The sequence below is a fragment of the Sporosarcina sp. SAFN-010 genome, from assembly GCF_059415065.1.
This window is the reverse complement of the sequence record NZ_JBPFDS010000004.1, coordinates 25,565-44,044: the sequence shown is the minus strand read 5'-3', so window position 1 is coordinate 44,044 and position 18,480 is coordinate 25,565. Positions and strand designations below refer to the sequence as shown.

At 41.3% G+C, this 18,480-nt stretch carries 18 protein-coding genes and 1 pseudogene; 6 read left to right on the top strand and 13 right to left on the bottom strand.

Features of this window, described 5'->3' with window-relative positions; genetic code table 11:
• The first annotated feature begins 1 nt into the window (after position 1).
• Positions 2-925, top strand: coding sequence for a F510_1955 family glycosylhydrolase (locus tag ACR65F_RS06575; RefSeq protein ID WP_440503723.1), 924 nt, complete (start codon positions 2-4; stop codon positions 923-925).
• 23 nt (positions 926-948) lie between these two features.
• On the top strand, positions 949-2,445 hold the full coding sequence (locus ACR65F_RS06570) for a multicopper oxidase family protein (RefSeq protein ID WP_440503722.1): 1,497 nt from the start codon (positions 949-951) through the stop codon (positions 2,443-2,445).
• Between the two features lie 156 nt (positions 2,446-2,601).
• Here ACR65F_RS06570 and ACR65F_RS06565 read toward each other — a convergent pair whose 3' ends face one another.
• From ACR65F_RS06565 to ACR65F_RS06550, 4 genes and pseudogenes are all read right to left on the bottom strand, one after another.
• Positions 2,602-2,817 carry a hypothetical protein gene (locus ACR65F_RS06565; RefSeq protein ID WP_440503721.1) on the bottom strand — a complete coding sequence of 72 codons (216 nt, stop codon included), beginning with the start codon at positions 2,815-2,817 and terminating at the stop codon, positions 2,602-2,604.
• A gap of 118 nt (positions 2,818-2,935) precedes the next feature.
• Positions 2,936-3,139, bottom strand: a complete 204-nt coding sequence (locus ACR65F_RS06560) for a hypothetical protein (protein WP_440503720.1) — start codon at positions 3,137-3,139, stop codon at positions 2,936-2,938.
• 17 nt (positions 3,140-3,156) lie between these two features.
• Positions 3,157-3,327, bottom strand: a complete 171-nt coding sequence (locus ACR65F_RS06555) for a hypothetical protein (RefSeq protein WP_440503719.1) — start codon at positions 3,325-3,327, stop codon at positions 3,157-3,159.
• 148 nt (positions 3,328-3,475) lie between these two features.
• Positions 3,476-4,132: pseudogene (locus tag ACR65F_RS06550) on the bottom strand (SDR family NAD(P)-dependent oxidoreductase).
• Between the two features lie 286 nt (positions 4,133-4,418).
• On the opposite strand from ACR65F_RS06550, the gene ACR65F_RS06545 reads away from it, so the two are divergent.
• Complete coding sequence (locus ACR65F_RS06545; RefSeq protein WP_440503718.1) at positions 4,419-6,386, top strand: methyl-accepting chemotaxis protein; 1,968 nt, start codon at positions 4,419-4,421, stop codon at positions 6,384-6,386.
• A 50-nt stretch (positions 6,387-6,436) separates the two neighbouring features.
• Here the strand turns inward: ACR65F_RS06545 and ACR65F_RS06540 are convergent, their stop codons facing one another.
• Positions 6,437-7,018 (bottom strand): DUF4256 domain-containing protein, encoded by a 582-nt coding sequence (locus ACR65F_RS06540; RefSeq protein WP_440503717.1) that lies wholly within the window; start codon positions 7,016-7,018, stop codon positions 6,437-6,439.
• A 277-nt stretch (positions 7,019-7,295) separates the two neighbouring features.
• Here ACR65F_RS06540 and ACR65F_RS06535 point away from each other — a divergent pair, with 277 nt between their 5' ends.
• A complete protein-coding gene (locus tag ACR65F_RS06535; protein ID WP_440503716.1) occupies positions 7,296-8,180 on the top strand; it encodes an AraC family transcriptional regulator in 885 nt (294 codons plus the stop codon).
• A gap of 1 nt (position 8,181) precedes the next feature.
• On the opposite strand, the gene ACR65F_RS06530 is transcribed toward ACR65F_RS06535, so the two are convergent.
• From ACR65F_RS06530 to ACR65F_RS06520, 3 genes are all read right to left on the bottom strand, one after another.
• A complete protein-coding gene (locus tag ACR65F_RS06530) occupies positions 8,182-9,432 on the bottom strand; it encodes an MFS transporter (RefSeq protein WP_440503715.1) in 1,251 nt (416 codons plus the stop codon).
• Between the two features lie 197 nt (positions 9,433-9,629).
• Positions 9,630-10,907: a beta-N-acetylhexosaminidase gene (gene nagZ, locus ACR65F_RS06525; protein ID WP_440503714.1), complete on the bottom strand. Its 1,278-nt coding sequence runs from the start codon at positions 10,905-10,907 to the stop codon at positions 9,630-9,632.
• A 292-nt stretch (positions 10,908-11,199) separates the two neighbouring features.
• Complete coding sequence (locus tag ACR65F_RS06520) at positions 11,200-11,751, bottom strand: DUF7010 family protein (RefSeq protein ID WP_440503713.1); 552 nt, start codon at positions 11,749-11,751, stop codon at positions 11,200-11,202.
• A gap of 210 nt (positions 11,752-11,961) precedes the next feature.
• On the opposite strand from ACR65F_RS06520, the gene ACR65F_RS06515 reads away from it, so the two are divergent.
• Positions 11,962-12,732, top strand: coding sequence for an aminoglycoside 6-adenylyltransferase (locus ACR65F_RS06515; RefSeq protein WP_440503712.1), 771 nt, complete (start codon positions 11,962-11,964; stop codon positions 12,730-12,732).
• A gap of 135 nt (positions 12,733-12,867) precedes the next feature.
• On the opposite strand, the gene ACR65F_RS06510 is transcribed toward ACR65F_RS06515, so the two are convergent.
• From ACR65F_RS06510 to ACR65F_RS06495, 4 genes are all read right to left on the bottom strand, one after another.
• Positions 12,868-13,596 carry a YybI family spore inner coat protein gene (locus tag ACR65F_RS06510; RefSeq protein ID WP_440503710.1) on the bottom strand — a complete coding sequence of 243 codons (729 nt, stop codon included), beginning with the start codon at positions 13,594-13,596 and terminating at the stop codon, positions 12,868-12,870.
• Between the two features lie 318 nt (positions 13,597-13,914).
• Positions 13,915-14,202: a hypothetical protein gene (locus ACR65F_RS06505; protein ID WP_440503709.1), complete on the bottom strand. Its 288-nt coding sequence runs from the start codon at positions 14,200-14,202 to the stop codon at positions 13,915-13,917.
• A gap of 5 nt (positions 14,203-14,207) precedes the next feature.
• Complete coding sequence (locus ACR65F_RS06500) at positions 14,208-14,600, bottom strand: SHOCT-like domain-containing protein (RefSeq protein WP_440503867.1); 393 nt, start codon at positions 14,598-14,600, stop codon at positions 14,208-14,210.
• Between the two features lie 15 nt (positions 14,601-14,615).
• Positions 14,616-14,978 carry a DUF2089 domain-containing protein gene (locus ACR65F_RS06495; RefSeq protein WP_039043800.1) on the bottom strand — a complete coding sequence of 121 codons (363 nt, stop codon included), beginning with the start codon at positions 14,976-14,978 and terminating at the stop codon, positions 14,616-14,618.
• A gap of 614 nt (positions 14,979-15,592) precedes the next feature.
• Between ACR65F_RS06495 and ACR65F_RS06490 the strand changes: the two genes are divergently transcribed.
• Complete coding sequence (locus ACR65F_RS06490) at positions 15,593-16,885, top strand: Na+/H+ antiporter NhaC family protein (RefSeq protein ID WP_440503708.1); 1,293 nt, start codon at positions 15,593-15,595, stop codon at positions 16,883-16,885.
• Positions 16,886-16,957: 72 nt separating this feature from the next.
• On the opposite strand, the gene rlmD is transcribed toward ACR65F_RS06490, so the two are convergent.
• Positions 16,958-18,322 (bottom strand): 23S rRNA (uracil(1939)-C(5))-methyltransferase RlmD, encoded by a 1,365-nt coding sequence (rlmD, locus tag ACR65F_RS06485; protein WP_440503707.1) that lies wholly within the window; start codon positions 18,320-18,322, stop codon positions 16,958-16,960.
• Positions 18,323-18,480: the final 158 nt, after the last annotated feature.

Below are 18,480 nucleotides of genomic sequence, written 5' to 3'. Positions count from 1 at the left end.
GATGAAGAAACCATTGGTGGGTGTGGTGCTTGGTGGGCTACTAATTTTAAGCGCATGCTCAAACAAAGAAGCATCATTTACGTATGAAGAAGTAACAAATCCCGAGGTTAATCATATTCATGGGACGGGTTACAGCAATGGTGGTCCTGATTTTTTCATTGCATCACATGCCGGCTTATATGCCTTTGGAAAAGATGGCTGGAAAGAAGCCAATCTTGAGAAAAACGACTATATGGGCTTCCAACCTACAGAGGACGGCTTTTTTGCAAGTGGTCATCCTGCAGTGAATTCCGATTTAAAGAATCCATTCGGGCTTATGAAAAGCACAGATAAAGGCGCGACGTTCAAGCAACTGGCATTTTACGGAGAAATCGATTTTCACTACCTGGGCGCGGGATACAATTCAAATGCAGTCTATGTATTCAATGAAACCCCTACCGCTGAACTAAAGGCAGGGTTAAACTATACACTCGATGAAGGACAATCGTGGACGGCTTCAAAAATGGAAGGATACTCAGCAACTACGCTCTCTAACTTAGCGGTACATCCTTCAAGTGAAGAAATAATTGCGATTGGCAGTCAAGAAGGTCTGTTTTTGTCCATAGATTATGGAGCAACGTTCAATAAATTGAACGACGCAACGAGTGTTACATATGTCACGCTAACTGAAGATGGCGGCTATTATTCGTCTATCAAGGAACAGGAACAGCCGATGTTACAGAAATTCACAATTGGCGAAACTAAAGAGTCCGACATTCCACTACCTGAAGAAATACGAAGCCCTGTACAATTCATCGCAACGAGTCCAGAGAATTCAGAAGAACTAGTCGTGACGACATTCGATAACTCAATTTACAAGACGAGTGATGCTGGCGCAACTTGGAATCAGCTAGCGAATGCCGGAAAGTTGATTTCCTCTAACTGAGAGTATTAACAAAGGAGTGGAATATGATGAAAGCAATGATGAAATGGCTTACATTAGCCCTCATCAGCTCACTGATTGCAGGCTGTTCAATGGGTGGTGCCATGGAAGATTCCAAAGGGTCATCTCCAGGGGATGACATGAATCATGACATGAGTGGGATGGAAGGCATGATGGACGGTCATATGGATCACAACAATCCTTTGCCATTGAAAGATTCAAAAGGGGTAAAAGAGTTGGCCATCCCTCCCTTGCTCAAAAAGAGTACGTCTGAAAACGTCGACTACACACTCACCGCTCAGAAGGGTGAACGTATGCTGTTGGAAGGACAGGAAACGGAAACCTATGGCTACAATGGTGACTTCCTCGGTCCTGTTCTAAAGTTGCGAAAAGGAGAGTCCGTTCGGATTAAAACCGTGAATGAACTGGACGAGGATACGACGCTTCACTGGCATGGTTTGGATGTACCTGGTGATGTCGATGGCGGACCCCATAACCCCTTGAAGCCTGGAGAAGAACGGATTATTCAATTCAAAGTTACTCAGGAAGCCGCCACTCTTTGGTTCCATCCACATCCTCATGGAAAAACGGCTGAGCAAGTGTATAAGGGGCTAGCTGGTCTGCTTTATATCGAAGACGAACATTCGGACAAGTTAAACTTGCCTGACGACTATGGTGTCAACGACTTCCCGGTTCTCATGCAGGATCGCGCATTCAACCAAATTGGCGAACTTGACTACGAGGCGGCCTATAATTCAGACGGAACGCTTGGTGATCACTTGCTTGTTAACGGCACGCTCGATCCGAAGCTATCAGTCCCTCAAGGTAAAGTTCGGCTGCGATTGCTGAACGGTTCGAATGCTCGTAATTATACTGTATCTCTTAATTCCGGAGATTCGTTCCAGCAAATCGCCACAGATGGTGGGTTACTAAATGATCCGTTAGAAATGGATTCACTTCTGTTGACTCCTGCAGAACGTGCGGAGATCATCATCGACTTTGACCAGTTGCAAAATGTTAAAGACCTTGCGCTAGTGGATGATCAAGGAACGATTCTTCTGCCATTTGAAGTCAATCAAAAGAAGACTTCCAATGAACTACCTACTGATTTGAATTCGTTTACCGTGACGGAGGAAGAAAGAAATTTGCCTGTGACGAAGCGATTAGAATTGTTCGGCATGATGGACATGGTGACGATCAACGGAAAGAAATACGATAAAGACCGCATTGACATGACCCAAAAAGTCGGCGAAACAGAAGTCTGGGAACTGTCCAACAAACCCGATCCGATGGGTGGTATGATCCATCCGTTCCACATTCATGGCACGCAGTTTAAAGTGTTATCGGTGAATGGAGAAGAGCCGGATGACAATCTGAAAGGCTGGAAAGATACGATAGCGTTACATCCTGGAGATCGTGTGAAGATCGCGATTTCATTTGCAAACAAAGGGGTGTATATGTACCATTGCCACATTTTAGAGCATGAAGATAATGGCATGATGGGACAGATTGAAGTGAACTAGCAAATCGAAAAATCCGCCATGCTCTTTTTGAGTGTGGCGGATTTTTGGATTTTATAAGATTGACTGCCTTAGGTCAAGGAACTAGAAGCATTGCAAAGGGGTCATCTGAGATAGCCTCTTACTTTAATCGCTAGTTCCATCCCTTGTATCACCGCTTCATAATAAGATTGAGGATGTGGAACTAAATCGTCTCTGCTGACTTGTTTCTTCATGAATGAATGAATGAATGAATGCTTGCTCGCTTTTAAAATTCGTTAAAAATCCATGTTCTTCAATCCTCTGTCGATTCCCCCACCACAAATACGCAAAGTCCTGAAACGCCACTTTAACCATACCTGCGACTTCTTCCGATGTTCCATTTGGGGCTTTCACCGTGATGAAACCACCCGAGCCAATCTGCAGCTGTAGCTTCTTCCCTTTTCCATATTGTCGGTATAGTGGATCATTTCATTGTCGATGATGACTTTCATTGTTTCCCTCTTTTACTGGTTTACCCCCGCAGGAAATACTCTGAATACGTTCCTTGAAGCAACAAGACGATTTCACCGAATATCCCGATTGTGAGAAATAGGAAGTAATACGTTGCTTTGGTGATGTCTTTGCCGAATAGTTCTTTGAAGGCTTGGATAACGAGTTGTTCGAAATTGAAAAGCGTCAAGAACCAAGCGATGATGAGAAATGTGAGGATGGCCATTAAGAGTCCCCTTTCGTTTACTTAGGTTTCGGTTTGGGTTTCAGTAACCAGATGATGAAAACGAAAAATAGTGACATAACTGTTCGAATGACCACTTCAACAGTGAAGCGATCTGCACGGATGAAATCGTCTGGCAGTATATAGGTCAACACAAAGCCTATGATAAATACAGCAATCCATCGAATCATCACAATCCCCTTCTGTTTTTCGTTGACGCTTATTATACCATGATTTCTAAGCGTTCCTTGATGATTTATCGGATAGAAAAAAGCAATTCCTCGGGATAACTGTCCCACAGGAATTGCTTTTTCTTGTTGGCTGTTTCACCAGCTCCAGTTACTCGGGCTTGAACAGCGTTTCGTTGATGTCCCGTTTTACATACAAGTTCCAAAACGCATTCGCAATTGCGTCTGGATCGAAGAACGTTCCAGATTTCACGCCCCCGCCAATCGTGACGGTTCCTACGTGAATACCGCTCGGGGCCAGTTCTTCAGCTAATGTGAAAGTTAAGTTTCGAAGTCCCGCTTTACTAATTGCAGCCGATGCTCTTGAAACAACCGGATTTAAAGCAAGCGCACCACCTGTGAATAAAATCGTACCTGACTTGCGTTCGATCATTTCAGGAATGACTTGTTACGCACTGACCAATGCACCTGCTACGTTAACTTGGAAATCATTGAGCAGCTCTTGTTCCGTTAAGACAGAAGGATTATTGATGGAATTGGTGCCCGCGTTGTAGACGAGAACGTCTGGTACACCATATTCAGATTTAATTTTCGTGAATGCAGCTGTTAGTGATTCTGACTGTGAAGCATCTGCTGTTATTCCGACAGCTTCAATATTCTCCTTTTGAAGCGCGGAAACTTGTTCGTCTAAAGATTCCTGTCTTCTTGAAAGGAGCACAATTTTAAATCCTTCATTGCCAAACTTTCTTGCAATCCCTGCACTCACTCCAGGGCCTGCACCAACGATTACTGCTACTGATTGACTCATATTTAGGATTTCCTTTAGGTTACTAAGTTACGTGAAAAACGGTGTCGATTCCCACGTGAAGCTTTTAGTATATGACGTTAGTCGATGATTACCGGATGAAGCGGCTTGGTATTCCGTTGTAATAGATGAAAACGATTTCAAACGGAAGTTTTTGTCATCTAGTACTATATTATCAATACCAATAAAAAATCTATCACTTCCCTATTAAGACTAGTCCCATATAACCGAAGTAAGCATAAGGATAGAAAGTAACATAAAAACACAAGCAAGAGAGGATGAAATGTCTATGAGGTTTCGTTTTAAAAGTATCCGAACCAAACTGATTGTTGTATTCGCACTTATTTTAATTGTTCCTTCGGTCAGTATTGGATGGTTATCTTATACATCTGCAAAAAGTGCAGTAGAGAAACAGATTATAACAGAGGCAAAAGATAGTACTGAAACACTGAATACGATTATTGACCAGACCATATCTTCAAAAATACACGATATTGAAACATTAAGTAAACAAGTACAAAAAAGTCAATATGAAGGAAACGAAAGTCCAGAGTTAAGAAAAAAGCTGGAGCAGTATACGACGCTGCACCCTGAAATTCTAAGTGTCTATGTCGGCACAAAAGACGGCTTTTTCGTACAAGATCCTGTCATTAACGATACGTCCACTTATGATCCGCGGACGAGGGATTGGTATAAAGAAGCACTGGAAAGTCCTAATGAGGTAATTTTGTCTAACCCCTACCCCGATGCTTCTGTCGATGCTCTGGTCGTCACAGTTTCGAAAATGACAAATGACCAATCAGGAGTAATTAGTGTAGATATTACACTGGATTATATTACTGAACTGACAGAGCAAGTGAAGATTGGTAAGGAAGGATATGCCTTTATGGTCGATGATGAAATGAACTTCATTTCCCATCCGATGCATGAAGCTGGAAGTGCAGCAGACGATGATTATTACAACAAGCTAAAAACAGAAGCGAAAGGTAACTATAATTTCACGTCAAAAGGTCATGACCTTTTCACCACATTCTTGACCAATGACTTAACTGGTTGGCAAATTGGCGGCACGCTCGATTACGCAGAAGTAAAAGAGGCCGCTGCACCGATTTTAAAAACAACCATCATCATCGTTATCGTCGCGTTAGTTCTTGGTGCGCTCATTGCTTATTTAATTACCCATTCCATCATTAGGCCGATTGTTAAGCTGAAAGAGCAGGCCCAAACCATTAGTACAGGGGATTTGACCGAAACGATTGAGGTAAAGTCTTCAGACGAAATCGGTCAGCTTGGCGAAGCGTTCCGTTCTATGCAGGGAAGTTTGAAGAATCTAGTCGGCAAAATCGAGAAAAATACAGAGCTTGTTGCAGCTTCTTCAGAAGAGTTGACAGCTAGCGCGGAGCAAACGACATATGCCACAGAGCATGTTGCGGATGCTGTTCAAGAAGTTGCTGGAAATGCGGAAAATCAAATGAGCAGCGTTGAAACGAATTCAGCACTCATTCAACACGTGGCAGATGGCATTACGTCTATCAATGAATACTCAGCAAATGTATCGAAACTCGCGGTCCATATGACGGAACAAGCGGAATATGGCGGTATCGCGGTTAACGATACAGTGAATCAAATGGCTTCGATTCAATCATCTGTTGCCGAATCGAATGACATGATCAGTTCATTGTCTGTGCGTTCTAAGGACGTTGGTTCCATATTGAATGTCATCACAGATATCGCTGAACAAACAAACTTACTATCGCTTAACGCAGCCATTGAGGCAGCGAGAGCAGGAGAGCATGGAAAAGGCTTTGCAGTCGTTGCAGATGAGGTGCGTAAACTTGCAGAACAATCTCAGCAATCTGCTAAGGAGATCCACACAATCATTCAAGGTATTCAAGCGGATACTGATAACTCCGTGCAAATAATGGCGAAAGTTACGAAAGATGTGAAGCAAGGTATGACCATTTCGAAAGATGCCATTGAAAAGTTTGAGCAAATCTTAACGAGCACGAAAGAAATCACCCCACAAATGGCGGACATTTCAAGTATTGCGCAAAGTGCTCAAGAAAAGATTCAGCAAGTGAACGAAACCGCAATTGCGTTAGAAGTCATGGCAAAAAGCAACGCCGCTTCCTCCGAAGAGGTTGCTGCAACCACAGAAGAACAACTTGCTTCTATGGAAGAAATCACTGCGTCCGCTAAAACACTCTCTCATATGGCGGAAGAGTTACAAGAGTTAGTTTCGAGTTTTAAGCATTAAAAAGAAAACAGTCTCAATCCTAATTTTGGATTGAGACTGTTTTATTGTTGTTACACGTTCAGCAGTCCACGGAATCCTCTAGCTGCATAATAGGATTCGACCCCATTGTGATAGACGAACACGGTGTCGAAGCGGAAATCGCAGAAAAGTCCGCCTCCAAGTTTACGGATATTTGACGGTGTTTGGATCCATGTTGAAGTTTTCTTATCGAAATTTTCGAGCTGTTGTAACGCTCGGTATTGTTCTTCATCCAACAATTCGATTCCCATTTCTGTTGCCATACCGACAGCGCTATGTGCTGGTTTGTTCTTTTTCCGTGCTTCGAGTGCTTCCGGGTCGAAGCAAACACTTCTTCGACCTGAAGGGCTTTCTGCTGAACAATCGCAGAACGTAAAGGTATCCTTCTCATTGTCATACTCGATGACATCAGGCTCTCCACCAGTTCTCTCCATCTCGTTCAGTGACCACAGTTTTTCTGTATTTACATCGAGCTTTGCTTGAACCGTTGCCCATTCCAGTTCTGGATGACGGTGCATATTGTCTTCAAAACGAGATTTTAACATGCTAAGTAGTTCTTCACACTGTTCAACTGGCAACTCTTTCTTTGCAATGCTTTCACTTGAATTTGTCATAGTTGCTCCCCCTTAATCAGTTCTCTTTTGTTAGTTCAAATGATACCACGACTTATACTTCTACGTTGGATTTCTTCATTGATCTAATTGATGTTTACATTTTGCACCAGTGCGTTGTCTAAGATTTTCATCAATTCATCCTCAATAAAGACTAACATCCACAGTATGCTATAATCAGCATACATTTTGAAATCCGTTTGATAGTGAACTAGATTTCTTACCGTATTTACGATGAAAAGAGGTGATTGGTATTCAAAAATTAGGAAGAGTTCAACAAGTGATTGATTACATTGAAGAGCATATTCAAGATGAACTAACACCTGATCTTTTAGCTGATATCGCTTGGTACTCTCCGTATCACTTTAACCGGATTTTCGAAAAACAAACGGGCTATACGTTGATGGATTACGTAGTGAAACGGAAATTACAATATGCTTTGTACGATTTAGCTCAAGGGAAAAAGGTCATTGAGATTGCGTTAACGTATGGATTTGAGACGCATGCTGGATTTACGAAGGCGTTTAAGAAGTGTTTTGGAAGTCCCCCGCGATTATATCGACAGCATTGTCCTAGCTCACTCCCTCAAAAAATCGATTTGAGTCGCCTTGAACAGAATCAGGTAGGAGGCATAGTCATGCAGCCTAAGCTAGTGCGTAGAAGTCCTTTTACCATTGCGGGGAAAACTGTTGAACGATCCATTCGCGATATTTCTTATACACGTGACTCGCCTGCCCTTTGGAACCAAAAACTTTTTCCTGATGAATCCATTGAGCGAACTTTGTACGAGACATTGACTCCTGAAACACACGGGGAATATTGCCTCAATTTGAAAAGCGAAGAACTGGAGGATGGTTTCACCTACTTGTTTGCAGTGAATTATGATAGTGGAACTTCCCTTCCAGACAGGTGGACTAAATTGACAATCCCATCCACGACTTATGCCATTTTCCGGACTCCACTCGTTACGGTAGAGGACTTTGCCGTTTCCATAACGGGTACATGGCAGTATATTTTAGACGATTGGCTTCCTCAATCCTCTTATGAAGTGGATGAAACCTGTTATGACTTTGAGTACTACGATGAACACTGTCATGACTGGGAATATGAAAAAGTCTATATGGAAATTTATCTTCCAATTAAAGAAAGAAAGCAAGGAAGTTAACCTATTCCTGCTTTCTTTTTAACATAATCTGATACAAAAACAATACAGGGGTCAACAGGATTGCACTAACGATCAGTGCTGTTTTGATAGTATAGCGGGTAGCGACCATTCCGATAATAGGTGCACCGCCTATTTGACCGATGGCATCAGCTTGGCCCTTTACAGAAAAGAATGTCGCTCGAGTTGAAGAATCCGGAATAATTTTGTTTAGCCAAATGTCTTCTAGCGGGTACATAATGGTCCGTGTAACTTGAATAATTACAAAAAACCCTAATAAGGCAATCACAGAAGTGGAAGTAGCAAATCCGATTAATGACAGGATGATCAATAAACTGGCCATGAAAAGAACGAGGTAGATTTGAGTGAGTTTTTGGTAGACAGAACTGCTATTTACTACGTGCAATGCAGCAAAGGAAACAAGAACGACAACAAATTGAATCCCTCCTGTTAGGATCACCAATTTTTCTGGAGTCACCGAAGACCAATTCACCACTTCTGAAAGGTGTGATAACCATAAGCGATCAAATCCTTCGCTATAGAAACCGACAAACAAGGCGATTAAGAAAAGAATTCTCATGACCACACTTACTTTCACTTGAACTATGAGTTGTTTTAAACTCTTCTTCATACTTCCCCAAGCTGTTAGGAGTTTCTCTCTCTTTAGCGGTTTGAAATTCTCTTCAGTCATGTTTTTCATCAAATATATAGCTAGCCCCACCGTGCAAATCCCACCGATAATTATCGGTAGTCTAACCATGAAATAGCCAATTGCTATACTTAAAGGAATCGCAATAACTTGCGCCAGATTTTCAATTTTCGCGCCACGAACGAATGCTTCTGAAGCACGTTCTTCTCCTATCTCATCTGCAATCCAAGCTTGACGTGCTCCGCTAGTGAATGTATATCCAATCCCCCAAACGATTTGTGCCAATAAAATTGCTGAGAAATAAGGAAATAATCCTTCTATTAAAAAGCCAACGCCAATAAGGACATAACCAATGACAATCGAGAGTTTACGGCTCTTTAAATCTGAAACGACGCCTGTCGGAATTTCAAAAAGAAAGACGGTCAGTTCCAAGACTGTACCGACAAGCACCAGTTGCAGCGGATCGAGCTTGACTGTATACACTTGGTACAGCAAATTCACCGTCACGATTAAGGTGAAAAATAATTGCGATAGAAATGCTGTGTTGAGATAGACTTTATATGGATCTTTTGTTAGTTGTTTTATAATGATTCCCTCCCTACTCACTATTATAGAAAGGGAGGGAACTCATTTCTTATCCAAATTTGCGATGATTTTTAATAGTAGTTCATTTTTCTAGTTTACAATAGAACTTTGGCCATTATTTCTTAACAGGCATCCAAATTTCACTGTAGTACTGATCTGAATATGGATCTGCATCACTAAGGTATACTTCCATTTCAGATCCGCCTGAATGCTCGAACTCAGTTGTGACTGCTCTTTTTAGTTACTTCTTTGATTTCTTTATTGATCTTTTGGATGTTTACTTTCGGTGTCGCTTCATCGTCCAACTTATACTTCTCTTTCAGTTCGATAATCCGCATGACACTTTCGTCAATCCGTTGTTCGCTGATTTCGTTGGATCCAACCGCTGCTTTCAGTGCCTCTATCACCGCGATTACTTTCACTGGATCATGTGCGACGAGAATGACATCGCTTCCGGCTTTGACGGATTGAACGGCAGCTTGGGCAATGCCATAGTGATTCGTGATTGCTTTCATCGTCATATCATCGGTCATGATGAGCCCGTTGAAACCGAGCTGTTCGCGAAGCAAGTCAGTGATGATTGTTGCTGACATCGAGGCTGGATAGGTTTTATCCAACTGTGGCAATAAGATATGAGCGACCATGACGACATCTGCGTCTGCTTCAATCGCTTTTTTGAATGGAATCAGTTCGAGTTGTTCGAGCTGCTGTAGGGTTTTGTTCACCTTTGGCAGTTCCAAATGGGAATCGACGGATGTGTCCCCGTGTCCCGGGAAGTGTTTGACGACAGGGATGACGTGTTCTTCCTCGATACCTTTCATGATTTGGATACCGAGTGTGCTTACGATTTTGGGATCTACGCTAAACGACCGATCCCCTATGACAGGGTTATTCGGGTTACTGTTGACATCTAGTACAGGTGCAAAGTTCATGTTGAAACCGAATTGGGTCAGCTGCTTCCCAAGTATTCGTCCGACATTGAAGGCATAATCAGGATTGTTCGTTTTGCCGATAGTTGCACTCGTTGGCAACTTTGCGACTTGTTTCGGCAGACGAGCGACGCGGCCACCCTCTTGGTCGATGCTCGTAAACAGTGGAAGCGGATTGTTTTGGTTGGCTACTTTCAGGTTGTTCACGAATTGTACGGTTTGGTCAGGAGTGTTGACGTTTTTTGCATAGAAAATGACGCCACCAATCAGGTAGTGTTCAATGAGTTGCTGGGACTCTTTATTGATGCTCGTGCCGTCGATTCCTGCAAGGACGAGCTGTCCGATTTTTTCATTAAGTGTCATGTTAGACACCACCTCTCCCTCCTTCTTTTCAACTTTTGTCCAGACTGCGATATGGTCCACGGTTGGATTTGGTTTGCTGTCTGTCGGTTTCACTGTTAGCTCATTTGAAGTAGATTTCCTTTCCGGATTGTTTTTGAGTGTGAATCCCAGTATAACGATAGCGGCAATCACTAGTACCGACACTATATAAAGCACTTTTTTCATGGGGAATACCTTCTTTTCTAAAGGCTGTATTGGAATAGCTGGCTTGCATTATTGAGACTCCATCTAGTATGGACAAACGCATTGCTTGCTAACACAGTTCCTGGTTTACACTTAGTGCTTCATCGATGAATAGTAAAAGCAACCTACCTGTATGGAGAAATCTGCAGGAGGTTGCTTCGTTTAAGTATAGATATTCATGTAAGATTGCAAGTGTGCAACTGTTTCTTATTACTGAATCTCCCCCACTGCGGAAGAACGTTTTGAATATCCATAGAAAACCGTGACTGCAAATTTAGGGATTCACTTCAATCTTCCTTTTATATTCTATATAGAGTAAAAAGATTAAAATGACTAACAGAATAGCCACAGAAAACGGTATGAGCCACAAATTTTCTCCATTCAAATATAGCCCCAAAAACATTACTGTAACTGAAATGACTGGTGCCATTATAAAGTAAGGTTTGGAATTATACAGCCATCCAAAAGGGAATAAGTGAGCACCTGTTATAATCGCAAATAACATAATAGCATCGTTTGGGCTTTTTATAATTCCCCAAAAAAGGATAGGGAAATAGATAAGCTGTGCAATGTTTAAATACAAACCTAGACCGCCCAATGGGTTATTTTCAAACTTCCAATCAGCCTTTATCAAAGTAGAAATCGCAACGGAAAATGGGAACATTAATCCTGTTGAAAACAGCATATATATGTTTTTCTGATATGTACCTGTTGACTGTAAAAATATTATTGTAATGATTGACCAAATTATGAAAGCGGATATGATGAATCCCAGCCCATTTTTCCCTCTTACTGATAGTTCATTTCTAGTTTCGTATAATTCCAAAGTTATTTTCCACCTCTCTCAATATTGAATAACCTGATATATCAACTCAATAAGACTCCTTGGCAATCAGGAAATCCATCCCAATCCTTCATTTTCATAAAATCCATCTTGCTATACAAGGGAAATCATACCATAATAAAACTGTGTTTACTGAAGATATTGACATTAGTAAGAAACGCTACTTACGATACTACGAAGATGAGGTGAATTATGTACAGCACTGTGGAAAGAGAGGATTATTTTAGAAATACCATTAGTAAAATTGAAGCGGTGGAATTGGTGGAAGGAATCGTTCAACTGGGATCTGGGGTGATTGGATATAAGGATGTGTATTCTGATATTGATTTAATGGTATGCACTTCAAAAGAAGAGAATGCACAAGCAACCAAAGAACAAATACACCAAGCGCTCACTGAATACACTCCTATGTATATAAAAGAGAAAAAGTTCAGCGATACTATTTTTCTCCTAATTGTACTCTTGGAAAACGGGTTGGAGTTTAATATTTCAATTGCTCCACGAAACTTATTACCTGTACGTTCTCCTTTATGGAAAGTAGTCGTAGATAAAACCGGTGACGTATTGAAGAAAATGAATGAGGAGAACGAAAAGTTTGAAAGTAATCCTGTAAAATATGATATCTATAGTGATATTGCTTTTGAGTTTTTCTACTGCACAATCGGACTAGATAAGGAATTAAAACGCAACAATTTTATCTACTCATTGAAATTATTAGATACGATGCGCGATTATATTTTGCATGTTCAAGCTATGAACGAAGGTAAAAAGTGTCACCAATTTAAAGCGTATGATACTTTGAATCCAGATTTCATTGAAGGATATCTATCTACTTTTCCAAAGGAGATAACGAAAGACGCGATCGCTGACTCTGCCCTGCAGCTAAAAGAATTGTTTATGTTGGTTATGGGTGACAGTTCTGTGTATGACATGGATGATTCTCTACGACACCTTTTGCGGTAAAGAAAATGAGTATGTGTCACTTGCGAATCAGAAGATTATCTTAGAAAAAGGAGTTGTACAAAGTTAAAACCGCCTGGATCCTGGATGGATCACTGGCGGTTTGTACTAGAGTGTACGGATCGATCACTACTGAAATTATTGACCGTAGAGGGCGAACCACTGTTGCCAAATTGAAAATTTTTGCCCATCCCACTTCAGGGTATTGATGATATATCCAAACGAATCAGCATGGTAAAGCCCACTAATTTGTTGATACGCCTGGATTTCATATACGCCATCCCGATCCAAGTCTACTGGATAAAATCCGCTAACCCCATCTGCCATCCCTGTAACCGGCTGTTTCAACTTCCCATTTTGATAGTAGATTTGCGATAGATACTCTGCACCACGACCACTGATATCTAACAAATAAGATTTACCCGTTGCAGGGCTATGAACGTTAACTTTAAAAAAGTCCATATAGGTGACGGTGTACTGGTTCTCCTTATTATATTGGTCAAAATCAAATAATTTCTTAGCTTCATTGTTCACGAACGAATATACATAGTCGAATGTAAAAGCGCCAGACCCACCTGAATCTATGCTAATTAAAATGTCCATAATACCATCGCCCGTAAAGTCCCCTAGAAATACAGTGGGATTGTACCCGGAATTTCCGTTTTCGTTCAACGCAATCGTGTGCACTTTGTTCGTTGCCCCATCTTGAATGTGTAGCGTGATCTGATCCAAATAGGGACTGGATGGGTCCACGGACTTGACTCCCGTCAAATATACGACATCTACAATTCCATCTCCATTGACATCTCCGTATGAACTCGTAATGATTTCCGGCTGTCTGTGCTGGTTAACATGATTCAAATTCATTTTCTCCATCACTCCTACTTAGACGTTTGCCTCAGTATATTCATGTGTCTACAAAAGTTTCCAGAGTTTGCTAGGTATAATGGAATTGAATAGTTTGGGTGACACTCACAGTGGGAAGCCACCATCCGTCACCAATAAGATTTGGCGCAGTTATTGATAGGAGGAACGACTTTAAGCGGCGCAGAAGAATTACCCATAGGTATTTCATTGTTAAACAAAAAAAGTAACCGCCCGCAGATGAAGGTGGATACTTTCCTTAACGTATAGGATTCAGAATCATAATTAGGCGATAAACTCTTGGACACAAGTGTCGCCCTTTTATAACTTTACAACAACTTCTGCCCCATCCTTATCTTTCACTTCAACGATTGTTAATCCACGATACCGTTTGATTTCTCTTACTATTTTCTTAACGTCTTTACGATCAATTGAGGTAGGAATAAACGACTTTGCCTCTTTGTCTATGTTCTTTTGGATAAACGGACTGTGTACAAATTTCCATAGTAAAGGTGAAGTAGCAAACCAACCACCGACTTGTATTAGGAAATATGGCAAAGGAACCGTGAATTCAGCTTTCCCTTTTTGTTTCACTTTAACTTTTAACATAGGGATTACTCAATCACGACAGAAATTTTATCGCCATTTTGACTTTCGACTTCGACGATTGGACCCGACAATTCCTCGTCAATTGCTTTGAGGATCAAGTCCACGTCTAACGTGTTGATATCTTTTACGTACTTAGCGGATTCAGGGAGGGCTGAAGCAATGTTAATACCCGATTTCAACGCAACTTTGATGAGTCGCAGCGGCAAGTTTACGTTTACTTTGTCGCCTGCTTCTGATGTAACACGAACTTTCAACATCCGATCCATGTAGTCCGAAGCCTTATTCGCAGCTGTAGTAGAATCTTTTTCCTTTAGAGCTTGAATGAGTTCACTACCTTCCTCTGCATTAAGCTTTCCGTCTTGAACCATGGTAAGCACCTTCGCAATCTCTTCTTTCATCATCCATATCCCCCTTTAGTTTCTCTTTATTGTTTTAATTGCTTCGTCAAGAGATATATCCCCATCACCAAGCATGTCAATTACGCTCTTATCCTCTTGATCGGTTTTCTTTTCAGTAATCCCAAGAGCAGAAACAATTTCGTTCAATTTCCCTCGTACAGTTGGATAGGAAACCCCTAATTCTTTTTCAACTTCTTTAATATTCCCACGGCTTTTAAGGAAGATTTCGATAAAAGCTAGCTGTTCTTGACTAAGCGTTGCAAATTTGGAGAGTTCAAATTCATTTTCAATCGTGGTATGGCAATGCGTACACTGTAACTTTGTAATCTTCAGCACTTCGCTGCAAACAGGACAATTCGTAATAATTGGGTAAGCCATATTTATCTCCCCTCTTCATATTATTAATATCATACTACACATATACAATAAATCAACAAATTTTCATTAACATATTAAATTGTACAGTTAATATAATTAATTCCCTTCGAGATATCCATTAGAAAAGAAATCACTTTCGGATGAATAGTTAAAGCAACCACAATCGGTTGGATACCCATCTCACAAAAGATTACTATCTGAAAGAATTTATTTATTCTCAACCCTTATACACAAAGGGTTTACAGACATCAAAAAGAAGTACCTTCCCAAGTCTCATATATTGGTAGTCGACTATAACACCCCAAAAGACTGGAATTTCAGTCACGAAGAACCACTCTTTTATATTTTTCATAAATAACAAACAAATTGACTTGTGGCCAATTTTCTTATATTCTAAGGTTTATTTCATAAGATGAATTTGTTGTTATCATGATTATTGTATGTTGGGTATAATGATTGCTACGCAATGAAGAAGTAGATATCATTATCATCCCTATAACAATTTTCTCGAAAAATAAAATGCACTCTAGCATATGCGGTGCCTCTTCTTATTAATTTTAGAAGAGGCCTTTATTTGTATGTTAACTGATGCGCACTACTTAAAGGAGAGAGAAATGCGAAAAGGAAATCCATGGGCATTAATTCCGTTTGTTGTATTTTTAATTTTGTTTATAGGCTCAGGAATTGTATTAAATGATTTTTATGCATTTCCTGTAATGGTTGCCATTTCAATTGCAAGCGCTGTTGCCCTTTTCATGAACCGTAAAGAAACGATCACAAAAAAAATTGAAACCTTTACGACCGGCGCTGGGAATTCGAACGTAATGTTAATGGTGATTATTTTCTTACTTGCCGGCGCATTCTCGGAAACCGCAAAAGGAATGGGCGCTATTGAAGCAACAGTAAACTTCGCACTTTCCATTTTGCCACAAAACTTATTAGTGATTGGCTTGTTCATAATTGCATGTTTTATATCTTTAGCAATGGGGACTTCAGTTGGAACGATTGTTGCCCTCGCTCCAATAGGTTTAGCTATCGGGGAGCAAACAGGACTTTCAATATCGCTATTAATGGCAACTGTTATTGGTGGAGCTATGTTTGGCGATAATTTATCATTTATTTCGGATACAACCATAGCATCGGTACGCTCACAAGGGGCCGAGATGAAAGACAAATTTAAAGTTAACTTTTTCATCGTGTTACCAGCAGCAATTGTCACATGTGTTATTTTAGCCTTTTTGACGTTGAATTCCACAGCCCAAGTGACACATGCAAGCTTTGATTGGTACAAATTGATTCCTTATCTATTCGTCATTGTTTTTTCTTTGATTGGGATAAATGTCTTTACAGTATTAGCAAGTGGAATCATCCTCGCTGGAACTATCGGCTACATTGATGGTAGTTATGAGGTGATGACATTTATCAATGCAATTGGTGTCGGTATGAGCAATATGTTTGAAATGGCGTTTTTAGCGATGTTAATTGCCGGTATGGTCGAGGTCATTAAGCATAATGGTGGTATTGATTTTATCGTGCATATTGCAACGCGTAAAATTAAGTCGCAAAAGGATGCCAAATTTGCAATAGCAGGTTTAGTTGGATTAACTGACCTTTCAACCGCTAATAATACGATTGCGATTATGATCGCTGGTCCAATATCCAAAAAAATTGCCGATCAATACGATATCGAGCCACGTAATTCAGCAAGCATCATCGATATTTTTTCATGTGTCGTTCAAGGTATAATTCCGTACGGTGCACAATTTTTAGCAGCTGCCAGTATCGCCGGCATTTCCCCTATTTTAATCATGCAATATTCGTATTACTCCATTTTAGTGGGTGTCTGCGGAGTCATTGCCATCCTCATCGGTTATCCGAAAACTAAAAATAAACCTATTCAAAAATAACTTCAATTTAAAAAGCAGTGCCGAAAATCCCAATGAAAATCGGATTTTCGACACTGCTTTTTTCTCATTACATTAAACTAATTCTAACCACGCAACAGCCTCACAATGTGTCGAGTGCGGGAACATGTCCACTGGCTGGATTTCTTGTGTTTTGTAGCCGCCATCTTCTAAGATTCTCAGATCACGGGCTAATGTTGCTGGATTACAGGAAACATAGACGACGCGACCTGGTTTGTGCGTAAGGATCGTCTCGAGCAGCTTTTCATCGCAGCCTTTTCGAGGTGGATCGACTACTAAGACATCGAACGTTTTTCCTTCGCTGTACCATTTCGGAATGACGTCTTCCGAGGCGCCTGTTTCGAAGTGCGCATTGTCGATGCCGTTCAGAGCAGCATTCCGTTTCGCGTCTTCGATAGCTTGCGGAACGATTTCAACGCCATATACTTCTTTTGCTTGTTTTGCGAGGAAGAGTGAGATAGTTCCGATGCCGCAGTAGGCATCGATGACTGTTTCAGTTCCTGTTAACTGTGCGAAGTTGAGCGCTTGATTGTATAGCGTTTCAGTTTGCACAGGATTTACTTGATAGAACGAACGTGCAGAGATTTCAAAGTCAACGCCGCCGATTGTGTCGATGATGACGTCTTTGCCATAGAGATTCAAGGTTTCATTGCCAAAAATGACGTTGGTCTTTTGTGTATTGACGTTTTGCATGATGGATGTGACGTCGGGAACCACGCGTTTGATGGCTTTGATAACTTGTTCTGATTCCGGGAATTTACGTTGTGCTGTGACAAGAACAACCATTAGTTCACCGGTTGCACGGGCTTTCCGGACGACTAAGTGGCGTAAGAATCCTTTATGTTTGTGTTCATCATACGCGTCGATTCCAAGGATTTGTAATTCGCGTTTCAACATTGACATGAGTTCATCGGCTTCTTCACTTTGGATGATGCAGACGTCGGTATCGACGATATGATGCGTTTTCGAACGATAAAATCCGGAGACGACTTGACCATCACGTTCGCTGAAAGGAATCTGGGATTTGTTCCGATAGCGCCATGGGTCTTCCATGCCGAGTACGGGATGTACGGGGACGTCCGGCAGCTTGGCGATACGGTCGATGGCGTCACGTACGGTTTTCTGCTTTTGCTTCAGTTGTGCTTCGTACGTAAGATGCTGGATTTGGCATCCGCCGCATTCGGGGTATACGTGGCATGGACCGTCGATGCGTTCAGGTGAAGGCGTAATGATGTTGAGTAGTTTTGCGAATCCGTAGTTTTTCAGTGTTTTGCCTACTTTGACTTCCACTTCTTCCCCTGGTAGTGCGCCGGGAATGAAAAGCGGATAGCCTTGGACTTTTCCGACGCCTGAGCCGTCGTGTGTGAGATCTTCTATGTGAACGACGAGTCTGTCGTTTTGGTGTACTGCATAGGTCATGAGTTCGTGCCCTCCAGTTTTCGTTCTGTACTGTAGTTTACCATAGGACGAGGTGAGTTGCTTGAGTCGATTTTGTGGAAGATGGAGAGGAATTGGATTGGTTGCCTGCTTGAGCGGAATTGCGGACCGCTTGATAACTTTTCAGCTTGCTTGAGCGG